This window comes from Salinarimonas sp. (assembly GCF_040111675.1).
Classification (GTDB): Bacteria; Pseudomonadota; Alphaproteobacteria; order Rhizobiales; family Beijerinckiaceae; genus Salinarimonas.
The window spans coordinates 275,905-295,343 of record NZ_CP157794.1; the positions used below are offsets into that span (position 1 = coordinate 275,905).

A 19,439-nucleotide genomic window follows, 5' to 3' on the forward strand; every position below is an offset into this window, starting at 1 on the left:
GGCGGTAAATCTTGCGTGAAGCGCAAAGACGGCCGAGGGGGGGCGGGATGATCGGACGAGCGGCGGGCCGCGCAGGCGGGTTCACCAGCGCGGCGGGGCGCGCTCTTCTCATCGCGGCGATCGGCGTCGGGCTCGGCGCTGCGACGACGGCGACGAGAGGCTGGGCGCAAGCCCCCGACATCGATTGGGGCGCCGACACGAGCGCCTTCGCCAACGACCGCGAATGCGACGATCCGCGCTTCGAGGGACCCGGCATGGCCAAGGTCCTCGACGACGCGAATATCGGCGCGGACGCGAGCGACTGCTTCGAGCTGTTCAAGCGCGGCCGCATCGTCCTGCGCGCGGACGCCCCGTCCGTCGCCGTCGCCGGCACGGACCTCGATTTCGGCGACGACACGGGCCGCTGGGCGAACGACGGCGAATGCGACGACCCGCGCTTCGAGGGCGAGGGCATGGCGGCGGTGCTGGTCGAGGAGGATCGGCTGCGCGACGCCAGCGACTGCCGCCGGCTCTACGAGCAGGGCGCGATCGCCCTGCGCGGCGACGCCGCGCCGGCCGCGCCCGGGCGACCGGACGTCGCCGGCGTCGATTTCGGCGACGACACGGGCCGCTGGGCGAACGACGGCGAATGCGACGACCCGCGCTTCGACGGCGAGGGCATGGCGGCGGTGCTGGTCGAGGAGGATCGGCTGCGCGACGCCAGCGACTGCCGCCGGCTCTACGAGCAGGGCGCGATCGCCCTGCGCGGCGACGCCGCGCCGGCCGCACCCGGGCGACCGGACGTCGCCGGCGTCGATTTCGGCGACGACACGGGGCGCTGGGCCAACGACGGCGAATGCGACGACCCGCGCTTCGAGGGCGAGGGCATGGCGGCGGTGCTGGTCGAGGAGGATCGGCTGCGCGACGCCACCGATTGCCGCCGGCTCTACGAGCTGGGCGCCATCGACCTGATCGGGGAGACGCGGGCCGACGTCGCCCCGGCCGCACCGGCCATGCCCGCGGCCCCGGCGGCGCCGTCAGCCCCGGCGGGCATCGATTTCGGCGACGATTCGAGCCGCTGGGCCAACGACGGGGAGTGCGACGACCCGCGCTTCGAGGGTGAAGGCATGGCCGTCGCCACCGTGGAGGACGACCGGATGCGCGACGCCAGCGATTGCAGCCGGCTCTTCGCCGAGGGGCGCATCACCCTGCGCTGAGGCGCGCGCTTTCCTCCGGGCCGTCGTGCGCCTACATGGGACGCGATGGCCCGTCTCCTGACCTACAACGTCCATTCCTTCATCGGCACCGACCGCAAGCGCGACCCGCGCCGCATCGAGCACGTGATCCGCGAGAGCGGCGCGCGCGTCGTGGCGCTCCAGGAGGTGCGCTGGAGCGCGCGCCACGAGGGCGCGCACGCGCTGCAAACGCTCGCGCGCGACCTGAAGATGGACTTCCGCTTCCAGCGCACCGCCACCTTCGCCGGCGAGCAGTTCGGGCTCGCTATTCTCTCGGACCTGCCCATGCGGCTCGTGAAGGGCGGCCCGCTGCCGCGGCTCGGGCCGGCCCTGCCGGAGCGGCGCTCGGCGCTGTGGGTGGAGGTCGAGACGGCGCAGGGGACGCTGCAGGTGATCTGCACGCACCTCGCGGTGCTCTCGCGCCGCGACCGCATGGCCCAGGCCGAGGCGCTGCTCGGGCCCGACTGGCTCGGCGGCGCGGAGGGGCCGGCGGTGCTGATGGGCGATCTCAACGCCGGCATGCGCGCCCCCGCCTACAAGCGCCTCGCCGCCGCCCTCGCCTGCGCCCGCAGCGACCTGCCGGACCGGCACCCGACCTTTCCCTCCTGGATGCCGCTGACGCGCATCGACCACATCATGGGCGCCAACGGGGCGCGGCTCGAGAACGCGCATGCGCTGCGCACCGCGCTCACCCGCGTCGCCTCCGACCACCTCCCCTTCGTCGCCGAGCTCGCCCCGCCTCACTGAGCGGGCGTGCCATCGCGGGCGAAAGCGTGCTAGACGCGCTCGCGGAGGCCTGAAGACCCGATGGCGAAGAAAAAGAACGTCCTCATGTCCGGCGACACCTGGCCGATGATGCGCCGGCTGTGGCGCGATCGCATGCGCGCGCATCGCGGCACCCTCGCCATCGTCCTCGTGCTGATCGCCATCGGCGCGGCGGCGACGGCGCTCTACCCGCTCCTGATCCGCGAGGCCTTCGACGCCTTCGACCGGCGTGACCTCGACCTGATCTTCTGGGCGCCTCTCGTCGTCGTCGTGGTCACCTCGATCAAGGGCTTCGCCCTGTTCGGCCAGACCGCGCTGACCCAGCGCACGGTGGCCCGCATCGAGGCCGACATGCAGGCCGCGCTCTACGCGCGCCTCCTGTCCTTCGACCTCGCCCAGCTCGGGCGCGAGAGCCCCGCCTCGCTGACCCAGCGCTTCACCACGGACTTCACCTACATCCGCGAGGCGATGGTGCGGATCTTCACGGTGTTCTTCCGCGACATCGCCACCATCCTCGCCCTCGTCGTGGCGATGATCGTGATCGACCCGTGGATGACGCTCATCGCCGCCCTGGTCGCGCCCTTCATCGCGCCGCCCATCGCGCGGATCGGCAAGCGCCTGCGCCGCGTCTCGACGGCGACGCAGGAGCAGATCGGCGACATGGCGGGCCTCGTCTCGGAGAGCCTCTCCGGCGTGCGCATCGCCAAGACCTACCGGATGGAGCCCTATCTCGAGGGGCGCGCGCGGGCCGCCTTCGACCAGGTACGCGACCTCAAGATCAAGGCCGCGACCCAGCGCGCGCGGCTCGACCCGCTGCTCGAGATCGCCGGGGGCGCCGCCGTCGCCGCGGTGCTCGCGCTGATCGGCTTTCGTATCGGGCGCGGCGAGACCACGATCGGCGACTTCACCGGCTTCGTCACGGCGCTGCTGATGGCGGCGCAGCCGATCCGCGCGCTCGGCAACCTCAACGCCATCGTGCAGGAGGCCGTCGCCGCGCTCCACCGCCATTGGGCGATCCTCGACGAGGCGCCGCGCATCCAGGATCCGCCGGCGCCGGAGCCCCTCCACCTCGTCAAGGGCGAGGTGCGCTTCGCGGACGTGCGCTTCCGCTATCGCCCGGACGCACCGGCGCTGGAGGGCATCGATCTCGTCGCCCGCGGCGGCGGGACGACGGCGCTCGTCGGCCGCTCGGGCTCGGGCAAGTCGACGCTGCTCGCCCTCGTCCCGCGCCTCTACGACCCGACCGAGGGCGCGGTCCTGATCGACGGGCAGGACGTGCGCGGCCTGTCGCTCGAGAGCCTGCGCGGCGCCATCTCCGTCGTGTCGCAGGACGCGATCCTGTTCGACGACACGATCCGCGCCAACATCGCCTTCGGCCGCCCCGGGGCGAGCGAGGCGGAGATCGTCGCGGCGGCGCAGGCGGCGGCGGCGCACGACTTCATCGCCGCCCTCCCCGACGGCTACGACACCCGCGTCGGCTCGGCCGGCGGGCGGCTCTCCGGCGGCGAGCGCCAGCGCGTGGCGCTCGCCCGCGCCTTCCTGAAGGACGCGCCGATCCTCCTCCTCGACGAGCCGACGAGCGCGCTCGACGCCCAGTCCGAGCGGCTCGTCCAGGACGCCCTCGAGCGGCTGATGGCGGGGCGCACGACGCTCGTCGTCGCCCACCGCCTCTCCACCGTGCGCGACGCCGACGAGATCGTGGTGCTGGAGGCCGGCCGCATCGTCGAGCGCGGGACGCATGCGGCGCTCGTCGCCGCCGGCGGCGCCTATGCGCGGTTGGAGCGCCTGCAGTTCACGGGCGAACACCTCGACGCCGGCTGAGGGGCGACCCGCGCACCGGTAGCGCCGCCTTGGGGATAACCTGCATCCGCGAGTTTCGTGGCGTGCGCCCCTGCGCTATCCCTGTCTCGTCGAGGCGAGGGAGGGGCGCATGCTGGACCAGCTGACCTACGAGGATTTCAAGGACGACATCGGCAAGACCTTCGTGCTCGAAGGCATCGGCGGGCGCGTCGAGATGGAGCTGATCGCCGCCCGGCTCTCGCCCTATCCGGCGCTGCCCGCCCGCCGACGCGGCTTCGCCATCCTCTTCGTCACCGCGCCCACCCCGGCGCTCGACAACCAGATGTACAACATCCGCCACCCCCGCCGGGGCCTGATGGAAGGCGTCTTCATCACCCCCGTCTTCCCCGCCGCCGAGGACATGGAGAAGCTCAACGGCAGGCGCGTCTACGAGGCGGTGTTCAACTGAGGGCGGCGGCCCCTCGGGCTCACCCCTCGAACAGCACGAAGGCCGCCCAGGTCGCCGGATCGGCCTCGACCGGGTCGGCGCTCCCGGCGAACTCCCGCTGCGTGGCCTGCAGGGCGGCGGCGGGGTCGCTGGGGCCGGTCTGGGTGAGCCAATTCCAGTAGAAGCTGGCCATGAAGCGCTGGGTCAGAAGATCGTCGATGTTCCACAACGCAAGGAGCACGTTCCGAGCGCCGGCGACGTAGAAGGCGCGCGGCAGCCCCTCGAGGCCCTCCGAATAGTCCACGGCACCCAGCGCCGTCCGACAGGCCGACACGACCACGAGCTCCGTCCCACGAAGGTCCAGCGCCTGCGCCTCGAAGGCGTGGAGGATACCGTTCTCACCATCGGCGCCGGTGCCGCCGTCCAGTGCGCGGTTCGCGTCCGCGAGCGCGACCCCCGCCTGAAGAAGCGGACGGCCCGGAACGAGCATGTCGTCGAGATAATACCCGTGCGTCGCGAGATGCAGGACGCGCGGCGCTTGAGCGAGGGACATCAGCGCCGCCTCGCTGGCGTCGCGACCGAGCCGAGGAGGCGAAACCGGCTCCTCCGGCCGTAACGCGGCGTACAGCTCGGTGATCGCCTCGGCTTCCGCCCCGCTGTAGGCGAGCGGTGCGAATCCCGTCAGGTCGCCGGCGCGCAGCGCCCCGAGCGCGGCGCGAGACTCCGGACCGGCGCTCGTGACGCCCGCGGGAACGAGGAGCGCCGCCGAAGCGTCGGTGCTTCGAGGGAGGGGGCCGTAGTCGATCCCGCCGAATACCAGGAGACCGTTCGCGTTCAAGGGCGTCTTCGGCGCCGCGAGATCACGTCCGGTCTGAAGCAGGCGCAGGTCGAAGCGATCGATCAGGAGCCGCCCCTGCCGGTCCTTCAGCGCGGCGAACGGCATCGCGTTGAAGGCGCCGTCCGGCACGAGGTAGAGACGATCGACACCGTCCAGGTGCGGCAGGAGCGGGGCGATCAGCGCCGCATCGAGGTCTCGCGCCGCCGTGACCTGTCGCGCGCGCCCCTGCGCGTCGTCGCCGGGCTGGACGATCCGTTCGCGGAGGGCTTCGAGCGGCGCGGCCTCGCCGAGGTCGACGAGCGTCGGCGCGCCGTCCGCACGCAGGACGCCGGCGAGGAGACGCCATGCGCCGGGGCGCGCGGCGGGAACCTCGGGCTGCCGATAAAGACGAAGCTCGACGAGCGCTTCGTCCGATTCGAGCGCGGCCTGAACGTCCGTCGTGCCGACCGCGCCCCGCTGTTGCGCTTCCGCGTATTCGGGCGAACGCAGACGCAGCCGCGCCTCCGCGGCGTCGAGCGCTTCGATGACGTCGTTCACTCCCTCGGGATCCTGCTCGGCGTCGAAGACAGCCCGCGACAGAGCGCGTGCGCCGTCGCGGACGGCTCGCGCCGCCTCCACGGCCTCGGGGTCGTCGCTCTCGTTCAGCAGACGCACGACGACGGCGTCGTCGAGCGCACGGCGCATCTTCCAGCGCAAGAGGAGATCGAAGGCGAACGTCGTCGCCTCGGGGGCGGGATGCGCGACGGCGAGCGAGAAGGCGGCGTCTTGGTAGCGGGACGCGGCCTCCAGAGCCGTGCGGCGCGTAGGCTCGGCGTGCGTTGTCCGCAGCTCGACTGTGAGCGCTCTCGCAAGGCGTTCGTCCGCAAGCCGAAGCTGAGCGAGCGCGCGGCTCGGAAGACCGCGATATTGATAGAGCGCGGCGAGATTCGCGCGAGCGGCGACGGCGGCCAAGGGAGGCAACAGGTCGGCCCTGGTCGGCTCGTTGAGAAGCCGCTCGAACATGGATTGCGCCTCTCGGATGCGGCCAGAAGAAAACAGAATCGCGGCTCTCGCCGCCCGCGAGCTCAACGTCTGCGGATGCTCGCGCCCGAAGCGCCGCTCGAAGCTTTCCAGCGCACGTTGGGAGAGGTGTTGCGCATCGTCGTGCTGACCAAGACGGCCGAGGTAAATCGAGTAATTATGCATGATATTTGCAGAGATCGTAGAGTTCATGGAGGATAGTTCTTCTGAGAGGACTAAAGCCCTTAGGTAAAAAAGGCCAGCTTCCTTCAGATGCTCTCTCTCCAGAAGTACTAAAGCAAGATTATTCAATGTAATTGCTTTCTCGATACTCAAAGACTCTGTAGTTGCGTTCTGCGCATCCAGGGCACGAGCGATCAGCTCTTCGGCCTCTTCGTATCTCTCCTGGGCGAGGTAGATCAGCCCTAGATTGTTCAGCGCGCGAACGATATCCGGGTGGTCCGGCCGCAGCACGTCCTCGCGGGACCGAAGGACCCGCAGAAGCAGGGTCTCTGCTTCGCCGAACCTGCCTCGATCCCAATAGTTCCCTGCCAGGTTGGAAAGGACCCGCAGAAGCGTGTGGCGATCAAGGCCGCCGCCGTCGCTCGACCTGCTTATGACTGATATATAAAGCTCTTCTGCTTCCGAGTAATTGCCGACAATATCGAGAATATAGGCAAGATTTGAGATCGCTTCGAGCGTTGCCGGATTGTCTTCTCCGTAGGTCGTCTCGTTCATCTCGACTATCTGAAGAAACAGCTTCTCGGCTCGATCGAGCTGCTCTCTCTCGAGATGATGACGTGCCAATGCGGTCAATGCGGAGCGGCTTCGTTCGTGTTCCGCCCCGAGCGTCCGCTCGTAGGCGGCGAGGACACGTCGTCTGAGCAGCTCGGCCTCCGGGAAGCGTCTTTCCTGCTCCAGCAAGCCTGCGAGGCTCTCGAAGACAACGAGCGTATCCCGGTGTTCAGGGCCGAATTTCTTACTCGATCCCTGAAGTACCCATCTGTAGATCGGCTCGGCCTCACGAAGGCGCGCCTGCCGCGAGTAAGCTCCGGCGAGTTCATAAGCTGCGGCAAGCGTACCCTCGTGCCATACACCGAGAGTCTTGGCGCGTATCTTCACCACCGCTCGAAGCAGCTTTTCCGCCGCTGTATTCTGGTCCAATCGGAGATTCACCATAGCGAGATCGAACATGGCTGCCGTCGTCTCCGGGTGCGGCAGTCCGTGAACACGCAGGCGAATTTCGAACGCCCGTCTCGTCAGCGGCCTCGCCTCTGCATCGCGACCTCTCAGGCTGAGGATCGCCGCGTAGAGATTCAGACCTTCGACCGTGCGCAGATGACGCGTGCCGAATTCGACCTCCAGCGAAGCGAGGTGGGCACGGGCAAGCGAGAGGGCGCCGGCGTAGTCACCGGCTCGGTACAGCTCGACGACGCGCGCCTGCACGTCGCCCATCCCGCCCGGAACTTCGCCGTCCTGCGCCGGTGCGCGCGCGACGGCGAGAACCAGCAGCAGGCAGAGGAGGGCGGAGGCGAGGCGGCGCATGGCGTCCCTCTTTCGCGCTTCGATCTGATCAATTAAGCATGAGTTGCGAGATAACTCTATTCCGGATGGTTCCGATGATCGTCGCGCCGTGGCGCCTCGCGCTCCTGCTGCTGCCGCTCCTCGCCGCCCCCGCGGCGGCGCAGGCGCCGCTGTGCTTCTGCCTCGCGGAGCGGGGAACCGAGTTCGTCACATATCGCAATTGCACGGAGGCGACGCCGCCGACGGGGGGGACGCCGGTCGCGCAATGCACCGACCTGCGCACCGGCGCGATCGGCACCATCCGCGACGTCGCCGCCTTCGATCGCCTGCCCGCCGGCGAGGCGGGGTGCAACCCGTGCCGGCCGCGGATCTCGCTCGACGATCGCGAGACCCGTCCGCGCGGCGAGGACGAAGACGACGAGGCCGCCACGCAATGAGCGCCGGCACGCCCCCGGTCGCCCCGCCGCCATCCCTGCCCGCGATCTTCGGGGAGGCCGGCGTGCTCACCGCCTACGCCGCCGCCCTCGCCTACGTGGCCGGGTGGTCCTATGCCGATCGCTGGTTCGCGGAGCTCGGCATCGGGCTCTCCGAGCTCGACGGGTTCGGCGTCGAGGACGTTGCCGTCTACGCGCTTTGGGTGCTGCGCGACGCCTGGGCTTGGAGCCTCGGCTTCCTCGCGCTCGCGGTGGGCCTGCTCGTCGCGCTGTGGCGCTGGCGCGGGAGGCTCGGCGGCGGGCCGGAGCCGGTGGCGCTCGGCGCGGTGGTGCTGGCGCTCGCCTCGCTGCTCGGCGCCGCCCAGCTCGGCGCCATGCGGGCGAGCGATCAGGTCGAGCGGCTGTTCGAGACCGGCTACGTCGACTTCCCCCGCATCGCCGTGATCCCGCTGCCCGAAAGCCCGCTCCAGGCGGTGCTCGGGCCGCCGCGCGACATCGGCGCGAGCACCTGCCTGCGCGAGATCTTCGCCGATCGCACCAACGTCTACGCCTATCTCGGCTACGCGCCGCCGCCATCGGCGCCCCCTCCGGCGCGCCCGGACATCCTGGTGCTGCCGCGCGCCGAGATCGCCTACGTCCGTATCGTCACCGGCGTCGCCGACCTGTGCGAGCGGCCCTCTACTGAATCACCAGATCCGCCTGCAGCGCCCCCGCCGACTTGATCGCCTGGAGGATGGCGATGATCCCGGCGGGGCGCAGGCCGATCTGGTTGAGGCCGGCGACGAGGGTCTGGAGGGACGAGCCCTGGAGGATGGCGAGGCGGCCTTCCTCCTGGGCGACCTCGACGCGGGTGTCGGGGAGGACCACCGTCTGCCCGTCCGAGAAGGGCGCCGGCTGCGAGGCGACCGGCAATTCGGTGATGCGCACGGTGAGGTTCCCGTGGGTGACGGCCACCGTCGAGATCCGAACGTCCGCGCCGATGACGACGGTGCCGGTGCGCTCGTCGACGACGACGCGGGCGGGCGTGTCCGGCTGGACGATCAAGTCGCCGATCTCGGCGAGGAAGCGCACGGGGCTCACCTCCGGCGGGTTCACCAGGAGCACCGAGCGGTAGTCGCGCTCGTAGGCGCCGCGCCCGCCGAAGCGCGCCTGGGTGTAGACGTTGATGGCGTCGGCGATGCGCACCGCCGTGCGGAAATCCGGGTTCCTGAGCTCGAGGATCAGCGAGCGCATGTTGCCGAAATGGTCGGGCAGCTCCCGCTCGATCAGCGCGCCGTTCGGCACGCGGCCCGTGGTCGGCACGCCCTGCGTGACGATCTCGGCCTCGCCGGCGGCGGAGAAGCCGGTGACGGCGACGGGCCCTTGCGCGACGGCGTAGATCTGCCCGTCGGCGCCCATGAGCGGCGTGATCACGAGCGTGCCGCCGAGCAGCGAGCGCGCGTCTCCCAAGGCCGAGACCGTGACGTCGATGCGCGAGCCGCGCCCGATGAAGGGCGGCAATTCCGCCGTGACCACGACGGCGGCGACGTTGCGGGCGCGCAGGGAGCTGCCCTGCGTGTTCACGCCCATGCGGTCGAGCATGGAGGCGAGCGACTGCTCGGTGAAGGGCGCGTTGCGCAGCGTGTCGCCGGTATTGGCGAGCCCCACCACGAGCCCGTAGCCGACGAGCTGGTTCTCGCGCATGCCCTTGAGGGTGGTGATGTCCTTGATGCGGGTCGCGCCGGAGAGGAAGGCGTCGGCCTGTGCCGTCGTGGGGCTCGCGAGGGCGAGGGCGAGCCCGATGACGAGCGCGCGCGCGCGCGCGCCGGCGCGCCGCAGGCGGGGGAGGCGGATCATCGGGCGGCCCCCACCCGCAGGGTGCCGTCCTCGTGGACGGTGCCGACGATCACGAGGCCCGAATCGAGGTTGCGCGCGCGCACCTGCTCGCCCGCCCCGCCGGATTCGAGCGGGGTGACCAGGGTCGAGATCACGAGGCCGTCGGCCTCGAACACGATCTGCGTCGTCTCGCCGCGCAGGACGAGCTTGGCGTCCTCCACCGCGTTCTGCGGCACGAGCTGGCCGGGGAGCAGCGTGCGGCGCGCGACCTTGCCGACGAGGGCGCGCATGTCGTGCACGACCGGCATCCGCCCGGCGCTGCGGGGGAATTCGCGCTCGGCCAAGACCGTCTCCTTGATCGTCTCGCCGGGATAGATGGTGATGGTCGGCACCGGCATGGTCACGCCGCCGGCGGCGCGCGCGGGAAGCGGGGCGAGGCTCGCGACGAGCGCGAGGGCGGCCGCGGCGAGCGCGGGGAGGAGGCGGGGCATCGATCGGGGCTCCGGTCGTCTCGGGAGGGGCGCCTCGGGCGGGATCAGCGGACGTTGGTGACGGTGGCGGCCATCTGGTCGGCGGCCTGGATCACCTTGGAATTCATCTCGTAGGCGCGCTGGGCCGAGATGAGCTGGGTGATCTCCTTCACCGGATCGACGTTGGACGCCTCGAGATAGCCCTGGTGGATCTTGGCGTAGCCGGGATCGGCCGGGACGCCCACCACCGGCTGGCCGGAGGCGACGGTCTCGCGATAGAGGTTGCCGCCCATCGGCTCGAGGCCGGTCTCGTTGGCGAAGTTGGCGAGGGTCAGCTGGCCGAGCTCCTCCAGCTGCTGCTGGTCCGGCACGCGAGCGAAGACCTGGCCAGACTGGTTGACCACGATCTCCACCGTGTTCTGCGGCACCAGGATCGCCGGCTCGACGAGAAAGCCCTCGATGGTGACGAGCTGGCCCTCGGCGTTGGTGTTGAACGAGCCGGCGCGGGTGTAGAGGATCTCGCCCTCGGGGCCCTGCACCTGGAACCAGCCGCGCCCGTCGAGCGCGAGGTCGAGCTTGTTGCCGGTCTGCGAGAGGGCGCCCTGCATGTGCAGGTTCCGGATCGCGGCGGCGCGCACGCCGAGCCCGAGATTGGCGCCCTCCGGGATCGCCGCCTCGCCGCCGCGCATGGGCACGCCCTGGAGCCGCTCGGTCTGGTAGAGCAGATCCGTGAACTCGGCCCGCGCCCGCTTGAAGGCGGTGGTGTTGATGTTGGCGATGTTGTTGGCGATGACCTCGACGTTGAGCTGCTGGGCGTTCATGCCCGTGGCGGCGATGGCGAGCGCTTTCATGGCTGAGATCCTCCTCAGATCTGCATCCGGCTGATTTCCTGGTACGCCTGGACCACCTTGTCGCGGACCGCGATGGCGGTCTGGAGGGTGCGCTCGGCGTTCATCACGGCCTCGACCACCTGCTGGACGGAGGCCTTGCCGTTCATGCCCGCGAGCGAGGCCGCCTCGGCCTCGCGGACGGCGGTGACGCCCTGGTTCGCGACGTCCGCGAGGACGCTGCCGAAATCGGGCAGCCCGGTGGACGAGGCGGGCGCGATCGGCCCCGCGGGGGAGCCGGCGGCGAGGCGCTCGGCCGCGCGGGTCGCGGCGGCGCCGCCGGGGCCGACGAGGGAGGAGAGCGAGGAGACGGCGTCGATCATCAGGAGCTCCTGAGGAGGTCGATGGTGGCGGCGACCATGCCGCGGGTCTGCTTGATGACGGAGAGGTTGGCCTCGTAGGCGCGGTTCGCCTCGCGCATGTCGGCCATCTCGACCAACATGTTGACGTTGGGCAGCTTGACCATGCCGTTCTCGTCGGCGGCCGGGTGCGAGGGATCGTACTCGGTACGGAACGCGGCCTCGTCGGCGCCGACGCCCTCGACCTGGACGAGGCTCGCGCCCGAGGCGCGATCGAGCGCGCTCTCGAAGGTCACGGTCTTGCGCCGATAGGGATCCGCGCCGGCGGTCTCGCCGGTGGAGTTCGCGTTGGCCAGGTTCTCGGCGATGATGCGCATGCGGGTGGAGAGGGCCTCGAGGCCCGAGCCGGCGATGCGCGAGGCGGACGTCAGCGGGTCGATCATGCTCACCCCCGGACCGATTGCAGGATCATGCGGTGGAAGGACTTCACGACGGAGGTCGCGAGCGTGTGCTCGCGGCTGTTGGAGGAGGCCTTGATCAGCTCCTCCTCGACGCTCACCGAGTTGCCCGAATGCGTGATCGCCCAGCCGTCGCGCGTGCGGGTCTCGGAGACGCGCGGATCGCCGTCGGGAATCAGGTGGTCGGGGCTGGTCGCGGCCAGCCGCAGATGCGTGCGGTCGAGCACGTCGACGAAGGGCTCGACGTCGCGGGCGCGGAAGCCCGGCGTGTGGGCGTTCGCCACGTTCTCGGCGATCGTCGCCTGGCGCACGGACAGCCACTCGGACTTGCGCGAGGCGAGGCTGAAGAGATGGATGCCGTCCAGCACGTGCGGGGCTCCCGGTCGTGTTGCGATCGGGAGCGAGGCTAGGCGGCGTGGCTTGCGCCTGGCTTGCGGGGAGGGCCGGGGCGGGGACGGAGGCCTGGGAGCCGGGGGACGGGTCCCGCCGGCCCGCCGCCCCCGGCTCAGGCGAAGAGCGAGAGCTGGTCCGCGTCGGCGCGCTTGCGCTCGCGGGCCGGCGGCGTGAACAGGTCCGTGCGCAGGCGCGCGCGGCGCTCGTTCATGCCGAGCCGTTTCGCGGCGGTCTCGAAACGCCGGCCGATCATCCAGGCGTAGGGGCCCTGGCCCGTCTGCCGCGCGCCCCAGGTCGCGTCGTATTCCTTGCCGCCGCGCGTATCGCGCACCAGCGACAGGACGCGGTCGAGCCGGTCGGGATAATGGTCGATGAGCCAGTCCCGCGCGAGATTCTTCAGCTCGTGCGGAAGCCGCAGCAGGACGTAGCCCGCCTCCCGCGCCCCGGCGGCGTGCGCCGCCTCCAGGATGCGCTCGATCTCGTGGTCGTTGATCGCCGGGACGATCGGCGCGACGAGCACGGTGACCGGGACGCCCTCGTCCGTGAGGCGCTTGATGGCGTCGAGCCGACGTGCCGGCGAGGCCGCCCGCGGCTCCATCTTCCGCGCCAGGACGGGGTCGAGCGTGGTGAGCGAGATCGCCACCTTGGCGAGGCCGCGCTCGGCCATCGGGCCGAGGATGTCGATGTCGCGCGTGACGAGATGCGACTTGGTGACGATCCCCACCGGGTGATCGCGCCGGGAGAGGACCTCCAGGATGCCGCGCGTGATGCGGTAGCGCCGCTCGACGGGCTGGTAGGGATCGGTGTTGGCCCCGAGCGCGATCGCCTTGGGGACGTAGCCCTTGGCGGCGAGCTCGCGCTCGAGCAGCTCGGCCGCGTTCGGCTTGGCGAAGAGCTTCGTCTCGAAATCGAGCCCGGCGGAGAGGCCGTGATAGGCGTGGGTCGGGCGGGCGAAGCAGTAGAAGCACCCGTGCTCGCAGCCGCGATAGGGATTGATCGAGCGGTCGAAGCCGATGTCGGGCGAATCGTTCCGCGCGATGATCGTGCGCGGGCGCTCCTCGATCACCTCCGTGCGCAGCGGACGCGGCTCGTCCTCCTCCTCGCCCGGCATCTCCTCGACGAAGGCCTCGCGCGCGATGCGCTCGAAGCGGCCGGTCTCGTTCGTCGGCGCGCCGCGGCCGCGGCGCAGGACGTCCGCCAGCGCCTCCGGCCGGCCGGTGTCGCGCAGGAGCGCGCGGCGCTGCAGATCGCGCGCGGAGGGCTCGCGGACGCCCTCGCGGGGCCCCGGAACGATGACGTGCCGGCGCGGGCTCTCTGCACGTGGCGTTTCGGCGAGCGCGGCAGGGCTCATGACGACCTCCTCGGAAATCCCGTCGTGACGTGACGACCGGCGGTGGAACGACGCGTACCGTCTTTGTTCTTGTTCCATACGTTATGAACGAATGCGGAACATTGCAAGCCCCTTTTTCGAATCCGCGATCCGGATGCGCTTCGCGGCCGATACCCGCACCGATGTCGCCTCCGCAGGCCGCCTGTCGCGGACCCGCGGCCTACCCGCCCGCCCGAGGCCGCGCTATACACGCCGCCATGATCACGGCCCTCATCCGCGCGGGCGACGACCCGCGTCCCCTCGCCGCCACGATCTCCGCCCTCGTCGCCGGCGTCGCCGACGGCGTGATCGGGGATGCCGTGGTGATCGCCCCCGCCCGCGCGGCGGCGATCGAGGCGCTCGCCGACGCCGCCGGTGCGGAGCTCGTGATCGCCGGGGCCGGCGAGGATCCCTGGCGCGTCGGCGCCCGCGCGGCGCGGCGGGACTGGCTGTTCTGCCTCGATGCCGGCGACGTGCCCCTCGACGGCTGGGCGCGGGCGGTCGAGCGTTTCGCCACGGCCGCGCCCGCCCCGGCGCCGCCCGCCATGGCCCGCCTGCACCGGCGCGTGGAGGGGCTCGGGCCGCGCCTGCGCGAGGCCTTGCGCGCCCGCACCCCCCGCATCCGCGCGGGCGACCTCGTCCATGTCGGCCATCTGAAGCCGGGCGCCCGCCCGAAGGTCGTTCGCCTCCCGGCGAGCGTGACGCGGGAGGAAGGCTAGGACCTCAGCTTCCCGCGCTTCAGGTGCTCGTCGAGCCGGGGCATGATCTCGACGAAGTTGCAGGGCCGATGGCGATAGTCGAGCTGGGGCTGGAGGATGCCGTCCCAGGCGTCCTTGCAGGCGCCGGGCGAGCCCGGCAGCACGAACACGTAGGTCGCGCCCGCGACGCCGGCGGTGGCGCGCGACTGCAGCGTGGAGGTGCCGATCTTGTCGTAGCTGATGCGGTGGAACACCGCCGAGAAGCCCTCCATGCGCTTCTCGAAGAGCGGCTCGATCGCCTCGGGCGTGACGTCGCGGCCGGTGAAGCCGGTGCCGCCCGTGGTGACGATCACGTCGACGCCCGGGTCGGCGATCCAGCCCTGCACGCGCGCGCGGACCTCGGCCACCTCGTCCTTGACGATCGCCCGATCCGCCAGAACGTGTCCCGCCGCCTCGATGCGCGCGGCGAGCGTATCGCCGGAGCGGTCCTGCGCGAGTTCCCGGGTGTCGGAGACGGTGAGCACCGCGATCCGCACGGGGACGAAGGGAAGGCTGTCGTCGATGGGCATGGTCGGTCTCCGGCGGGGCGCGCGGCCTGCAGATGGCCACGCCCCGCGCCCGATTTCAAGGAAGGGCGCGCCCGGTCTGCGGGTCGAAGCCGAGCCGCGCCTTGTTGAGCTCCCGCAGGCGCGCGAGCACGTCGACGCCGATCTGGTCGTGCAGGTGGAGGAGGTCGACGAGGACCCAGTTCTCGCGGATCAGCCCGTCCTCCATGCGCCAGAAATCGAGGCTGCGCAGGGTGATCTCGGCGCCCGTGGGCGGCAGCCCGAGCCAGCCGCCGCCGGTGAGCGTCTGGCGCATGTTCGGCCAGCCGGTGACGGCGGCGTAGGGGCCGTCCCCGAAGAAGTGGTGCGTCGTCCCCTCCGGGCGCCGCCCGCGATCGGGCATGGCGGCGAGGAAGGGGATCTGGTGGAAGGCGCGAAAGCCGCGCACGCCTCGCGCCGTGCCGATCCCGGCGGGGCCGTACCAGGTGAAGCGCGGGTGCCAGTAGCGCTCGAGCTCCATCACCTCCGGCCCGCCTTCGGCCGGGTGGCGGATCATGGCGGCGAGCATCGCCACGACGTGCGCCCGCGACGCCTCGCTCGCCTCGGGGTCGTAGGGCCCCGGCGCGAGCCCGTCCTGCGTCGCCGGCGCCGGCGCGCGCCGGTCCGCGCCGAGGCCCGGCGCCAACGGCCAGGCGTTCGCCTGCATCATCAATTCGGGCAGATCCCAGACCGCCTGCATCTCGACGACGCGCCCCTCCACGAACCGGTAGAACTCGTGGAACCGGAAGGACGCGAGATGCCCGGTCGGCGGGATGTCGAGGAAGGGCCGCGCGAACGTGCCGCAATAATCCCCCGCGCAGCCGACCCAGTCCTCCCCCTCCGGCGTCGGCCCCGCGACGACGATGTAGTCCCGCCGCTCCAGATCGGGGAAGGCGGCGAGGAGCGGCGCATAGGCCGCCTCGTAGAGCGCCTCCGGCCCGGCGCGATCCCCGAACGGATGGCACAGCCGCACCCGGGCGTCGGGCGCGAAGAGCCCCTCCAGCGCCGCGCGCACGGGCGCCTCCGCGAAGTCGCGCATGGCGCGGCGCAGGGGGGCGAGGAGGGCCTTGTGGCGGGTGGGGAGGTCCATCGGGGGCCTCGTTGGTGAAGGCGGCATGCGTGCGCGTGTGGGTGTAGCCGAACGCCATTCAAGGGCCGAGCGCAACAGGAAAAGACGCTTCCTCGTCCAGGTTACGACGGGCGTCTCACGTCGCCCAGGCCTTCGCGCCGCCGCGCCTTCGCTTGCTCCGCTGCCCGGTAGACAGAGGCGTCGACGACGGCCCGGCCGCAGTTCCACAGAGACCGTGCGGCGATCTCTGGCTTGCCTTCTTCTAGATGCGCGCAGCAGATTACGAAGTAAGGGAGCTGCGTTTCGAGGGAAGCCATGGCGGACGAAGACGTGTGTGCGATCCACCGTTTCGAAGAGCGCGACATCGATCTCCTCCTGGCCGAGGAGCTCAGGGTGCAGCCCGCGTTCGCGTCCTGGTTCGCGTCGCAGGCGCTGACGGGGCTGTCGCTTCGGGTACCCGCATGCAGGACACGGGTGTCCATCGTCTCCGATTCCAGCGAGGCCGACGTGATCGCGTGCTTCGAGGTCCATGGAGGCGGTATCTTCCGCATCTACATCGAGGACAAGATCAGCGCGGGAATGATGCCCCTTCAGCTCGAACGATATCTCGCCCGCGCAGAGGCGGACCGAGGCCGCGGAGAGATCGTCGGGTATGCGGTCGTCCTGTTCGCACCTCTGACGTATGCGGCCGCGATTCCCGAACGGGTCGCTCGAATTTCGTTCGAGGCCGCAGCGGCCGCCCTGCGGCGCCTGTGCGGAGACGCTCGATCTCGCTACCGCGCCTCCTTTCTCGAGCGCGCCGCCCTCGGACGCCTGGCGCAGGAGACTCGATTGCTCGAAGCGGAGCCTTACTTGGTCGAATGGTGGGACGCGGTCTACGCGATGCTGGACCGTGAATTCGCCGGGTTCTTCATCGCTCCGAAGGTGCGCTATCCGCGGAGCGTCTTCATCGCTCCGCGGACGGCAGGAATGCCTGACTACATTCGCGTCGATCTCAAGGGTCACAAGGGAGAGGTCGACCTCGCGTTCAAGAACGTCCCCTTTCAAGATCTGGCAGCGGCGCTCGCCGGCAAATCGGCCCCGGGCGTCCTCGTCGAGAACGAGAAGTCGGCGGCGATCCGCATCGGCGGCCTAGCACCGTTTCGTCTCGCCGACGGCGCCGAGGTGATTGAGACGAACGTTCGCGAAGCGTACGCGGCCGCCCGGGATCTCCTCCTGTTCTGGAGGGCGCACCGACACGTGTTCGACGAGCTGTCGCCGGAACGCGCGCCCGCGTCTTAGAAGCGGGCAAGCGCCTCCGCGCGAACCCCGCCCGCCGTGGCGAGACGGGACACCCCCAGCAGGCTGCCGCGCCCGCGACGCCCGCCCCTCACCTCACGCCGCCGCGTCGCGCTTGTTCTGCCTGTGCTCGATCAGGTCGTCGACCACGGCGGGGTCGGCCAGCGTCGAGGTGTCGCCCAGCGCGCCGAACTCGTCCTCGGCGATCTTGCGCAGGATGCGGCGCATGATCTTGCCGGAGCGGGTCTTGGGCAGGCCGGGGGCGAACTGGATCTTGTCGGGCGTCGCGATGGGGCCGATCTCCTGGCGCACGTGCTTGACGAGCTCCTTGCGCAGGTCGTCGGAGGGCTCGACGCCTTCCATCAGCGTGACATAGGCGTAGATGCCCTGGCCCTTGATGTCGTGCGGGTAGCCGACCACGGCGGCCTCGGAGACCTTGGCGTGGGCGACGAGCGCGCTCTCGACCTCGGCCGTGCCCATGCGGTGGCCCGACACGTTGATGACGTCGTCGACGCGGCCCGTGATCCAGTAATAGCCGTCCGCGTCGCGGCGGCAGCCGTCGCCGGTGAAGTACTTGCCCGGATAGGTCGAGAAGTAGGTCTGGATGAAGCGCTCGTGATCGCCGAACACGGTGCGCATCTGGCCGGGCCACGAGTCGGCGATGCACAGGTTGCCCTCGCAGGCGCCGGTGAGCTCCTTGCCCTCGGCGTCGACCACCATGGGCTTCACGCCGAAGAAGGGCAGCGTCGCCGAGCCCGGCTTCTGCGCGATGGCGCCCGGCAGCGGCGTGATCAGGATGCCGCCGGTCTCGGTCTGCCACCAGGTGTCGACGATGGGGCAGCGGCCCTCGCCCACCACCTTGTGGTACCACTCCCACGCCTCCGGGTTGATCGGCTCGCCGACCGAGCCGAGCAGGCGCAAGGACGCGCGCGACGTCTTCTTCACCGGTTCCTCGCCCGCGCCCATCAGCGAGCGGATAGCGGTGGGGGCCGTGTAGAAGATGTTGACCTTGTGCTTGTCGACCACGTCCCAGAAGCGCGAGATCGAGGGATAGGTCGGCACGCCCTCGAACATCAGCGTGGTGGCGCCGTTGGCGAGCGGGCCGTAGACGATGTAGGAGTGCCCGGTCACCCAGCCGACGTCGGCCGTGCACCAGTAGACCTCGCCGTCCTTGTAGTCGAAGACGTATCGATGCGTCATCGAGGCGTAGACGAGATAGCCGCCGGTGGTGTGCAGCACGCCCTTCGGCTTGCCGGTCGAGCCCGACGTGTAGAGGATGAACAGCGGATCCTCCGCGTTCACCTCCTCGCAGGGGCACTCGTCCGTGACCATGGCGGCGGCGTCGTCGTAATAGACGTCCCGGCCCGGATCCATGGCGATGTCGCCGCCCGTGCGCTTGACCACGATCACGTGGTCCACCGCGTCCTTCGGCAGGCGCTCGAGCGCGGCGTCGACGTTGGCCTTGAGCGGAACCTTGCGGCCGCCGCGCAGGCCCTCGTCCGCCGTGATCACGCATTTCGAGGCGCAGTCCTCGATGCGCCCCGCGAGCGCGTCCGGCGAGAAGCCGCCGAAGACGATGGAGTGGATGGCGCCCAGCCGCGCGCAGGCGAGCATGGCGTAGGCGGCTTCGGGGATCATCGGCAGGTAGAGCGTGACGCGGTCGCCCTTGCCGACGTTGCGGTTGCGCAGCACGTTGGCCCAGCGCGACACGTGCCCGTGGAGCTCGCGGTAGGTGATGTGCTTCGACTCGCCCGGGTCGTCGCCCTCCCAGATGATGGCGACCTGGTCGCCGCGGGTCTCGAGATGGCGGTCGACGCAATTGTAGGAGACGTTGGTGGTGCCGTCCTCGAACCACTTGATCGAGACGTCGCCGGGTCCGAACGTGGTGTTCTTCACCTTGGTGTAGGGGCGGAACCAGTCGATGCGCTTGCCGTGCTCGGCCCAGAACGCTTCCGGATCGGCCATGCTCGCGTCGTACATCTCGCGGTATTTCGCGGCGTCGACATAGGCGCGCTCGGCCCAATCGCCCGAGACTTCGTAGATCTTCTCCGACATGCGTCCCTCCCGCGTCGTGCTCGCCCCGCACGCGCCCTGCCGGCCCGCTTGCGGGGATTGTTG

General features: G+C 70.6%; 19 protein-coding genes. 8 read left to right on the forward strand and 11 right to left on the reverse strand.

Going from position 1 to position 19,439, the window contains the following annotated elements; all coding sequences use genetic code 11:
• The first annotated feature begins 47 nt into the window (after window positions 1-47).
• The 4 genes from ABL310_RS01295 to ABL310_RS01310 all read left to right on the forward strand — a co-directional run bounded on the left by ABL310_RS01295 (window position 48) and on the right by ABL310_RS01310 (window position 4,227).
• The gene (locus ABL310_RS01295) at window positions 48-1,196 is read left to right on the forward strand and encodes a hypothetical protein (protein WP_349369916.1); all 1,149 of its coding nucleotides are present in this window, start codon (window positions 48-50) and stop codon (window positions 1,194-1,196) included.
• 45 nt (window positions 1,197-1,241) lie between these two features.
• Window positions 1,242-1,961 carry an endonuclease/exonuclease/phosphatase family protein gene (locus ABL310_RS01300; protein WP_349369917.1) on the forward strand — a complete coding sequence of 240 codons (720 nt, stop codon included), beginning with the start codon at window positions 1,242-1,244 and terminating at the stop codon, window positions 1,959-1,961.
• A gap of 60 nt (window positions 1,962-2,021) precedes the next feature.
• Complete coding sequence (locus tag ABL310_RS01305) at window positions 2,022-3,800, forward strand: ABC transporter ATP-binding protein (protein ID WP_349369918.1); 1,779 nt, start codon at window positions 2,022-2,024, stop codon at window positions 3,798-3,800.
• Window positions 3,801-3,909: 109 nt separating this feature from the next.
• Window positions 3,910-4,227: a DUF6916 family protein gene (locus tag ABL310_RS01310; RefSeq protein ID WP_349369919.1), complete on the forward strand. Its 318-nt coding sequence runs from the start codon at window positions 3,910-3,912 to the stop codon at window positions 4,225-4,227.
• A gap of 19 nt (window positions 4,228-4,246) precedes the next feature.
• On the opposite strand, the gene ABL310_RS01315 is transcribed toward ABL310_RS01310, so the two are convergent.
• A complete protein-coding gene (locus ABL310_RS01315; RefSeq protein WP_349369920.1) occupies window positions 4,247-7,588 on the reverse strand; it encodes a CHAT domain-containing tetratricopeptide repeat protein in 3,342 nt (1,113 codons plus the stop codon).
• Between the two features lie 74 nt (window positions 7,589-7,662).
• Between ABL310_RS01315 and ABL310_RS01320 the strand changes: the two genes are divergently transcribed.
• Together ABL310_RS01320 and ABL310_RS01325 are read left to right on the forward strand one after the other, a co-directional pair.
• Window positions 7,663-8,004 (forward strand): hypothetical protein, encoded by a 342-nt coding sequence (locus ABL310_RS01320; protein ID WP_349369921.1) that lies wholly within the window; start codon window positions 7,663-7,665, stop codon window positions 8,002-8,004.
• On the forward strand, window positions 8,001-8,723 hold the full coding sequence (locus ABL310_RS01325; protein ID WP_349369922.1) for a hypothetical protein: 723 nt from the start codon (window positions 8,001-8,003) through the stop codon (window positions 8,721-8,723). Before ABL310_RS01320 ends, ABL310_RS01325 begins: the two co-directional genes overlap by 4 nt.
• On the opposite strand, the gene flgI is transcribed toward ABL310_RS01325, so the two are convergent.
• From flgI to ABL310_RS01360, 7 genes are all read right to left on the reverse strand, one after another.
• The gene (flgI, locus tag ABL310_RS01330; RefSeq protein WP_349369923.1) at window positions 8,680-9,837 is read right to left on the reverse strand and encodes a flagellar basal body P-ring protein FlgI; all 1,158 of its coding nucleotides are present in this window, start codon (window positions 9,835-9,837) and stop codon (window positions 8,680-8,682) included. The two genes, ABL310_RS01325 and flgI, sit on opposite strands and share 44 nt — an antisense overlap.
• The gene (flgA, locus tag ABL310_RS01335; RefSeq protein WP_349369924.1) at window positions 9,834-10,307 is read right to left on the reverse strand and encodes a flagellar basal body P-ring formation chaperone FlgA; all 474 of its coding nucleotides are present in this window, start codon (window positions 10,305-10,307) and stop codon (window positions 9,834-9,836) included. The genes flgI and flgA overlap by 4 nt, the downstream gene beginning before the upstream one ends.
• 44 nt (window positions 10,308-10,351) lie before the next feature.
• Window positions 10,352-11,137 (reverse strand): flagellar basal-body rod protein FlgG, encoded by a 786-nt coding sequence (flgG, locus tag ABL310_RS01340; RefSeq protein ID WP_349369925.1) that lies wholly within the window; start codon window positions 11,135-11,137, stop codon window positions 10,352-10,354.
• 14 nt (window positions 11,138-11,151) lie between these two features.
• Entirely contained in the window at window positions 11,152-11,496 is a 345-nt protein-coding gene (locus ABL310_RS01345) for a flagellar hook-basal body complex protein FliE (protein WP_349369926.1), read from the reverse strand.
• Window positions 11,496-11,912 (reverse strand): flagellar basal body rod protein FlgC, encoded by a 417-nt coding sequence (gene flgC / locus ABL310_RS01350; protein ID WP_349372138.1) that lies wholly within the window; start codon window positions 11,910-11,912, stop codon window positions 11,496-11,498. Before flgC ends, ABL310_RS01345 begins: the two co-directional genes overlap by 1 nt.
• A gap of 5 nt (window positions 11,913-11,917) precedes the next feature.
• Complete coding sequence (gene flgB / locus ABL310_RS01355) at window positions 11,918-12,295, reverse strand: flagellar basal body rod protein FlgB (protein WP_349372139.1); 378 nt, start codon at window positions 12,293-12,295, stop codon at window positions 11,918-11,920.
• A 140-nt stretch (window positions 12,296-12,435) separates the two neighbouring features.
• On the reverse strand, window positions 12,436-13,674 hold the full coding sequence (locus tag ABL310_RS01360) for a PA0069 family radical SAM protein (RefSeq protein ID WP_349369927.1): 1,239 nt from the start codon (window positions 13,672-13,674) through the stop codon (window positions 12,436-12,438).
• Window positions 13,675-13,910: 236 nt separating this feature from the next.
• Here ABL310_RS01360 and ABL310_RS01365 point away from each other — a divergent pair, with 236 nt between their 5' ends.
• Entirely contained in the window at window positions 13,911-14,411 is a 501-nt protein-coding gene (locus ABL310_RS01365) for a hypothetical protein (protein ID WP_349369928.1), read from the forward strand.
• Here the strand turns inward: ABL310_RS01365 and moaB are convergent.
• Window positions 14,408-14,959, reverse strand: a complete 552-nt coding sequence (gene moaB, locus ABL310_RS01370) for a molybdenum cofactor biosynthesis protein B (protein ID WP_349369929.1) — start codon at window positions 14,957-14,959, stop codon at window positions 14,408-14,410. The genes ABL310_RS01365 and moaB overlap by 4 nt on opposite strands.
• A 55-nt stretch (window positions 14,960-15,014) precedes the next feature.
• Window positions 15,015-16,064 carry an ester cyclase gene (locus tag ABL310_RS01375; RefSeq protein WP_349369930.1) on the reverse strand — a complete coding sequence of 350 codons (1,050 nt, stop codon included), beginning with the start codon at window positions 16,062-16,064 and terminating at the stop codon, window positions 15,015-15,017.
• A gap of 294 nt (window positions 16,065-16,358) precedes the next feature.
• Between ABL310_RS01375 and ABL310_RS01380 the strand changes: the two genes are divergently transcribed.
• A complete protein-coding gene (locus ABL310_RS01380) occupies window positions 16,359-17,324 on the forward strand; it encodes a hypothetical protein (RefSeq protein WP_349369931.1) in 966 nt (321 codons plus the stop codon).
• Between the two features lie 93 nt (window positions 17,325-17,417).
• Here ABL310_RS01380 and acs read toward each other — a convergent pair whose 3' ends face one another.
• A complete protein-coding gene (acs, locus tag ABL310_RS01385; RefSeq protein ID WP_349369932.1) occupies window positions 17,418-19,376 on the reverse strand; it encodes an acetate--CoA ligase in 1,959 nt (652 codons plus the stop codon).
• Window positions 19,377-19,439: the final 63 nt, after the last annotated feature.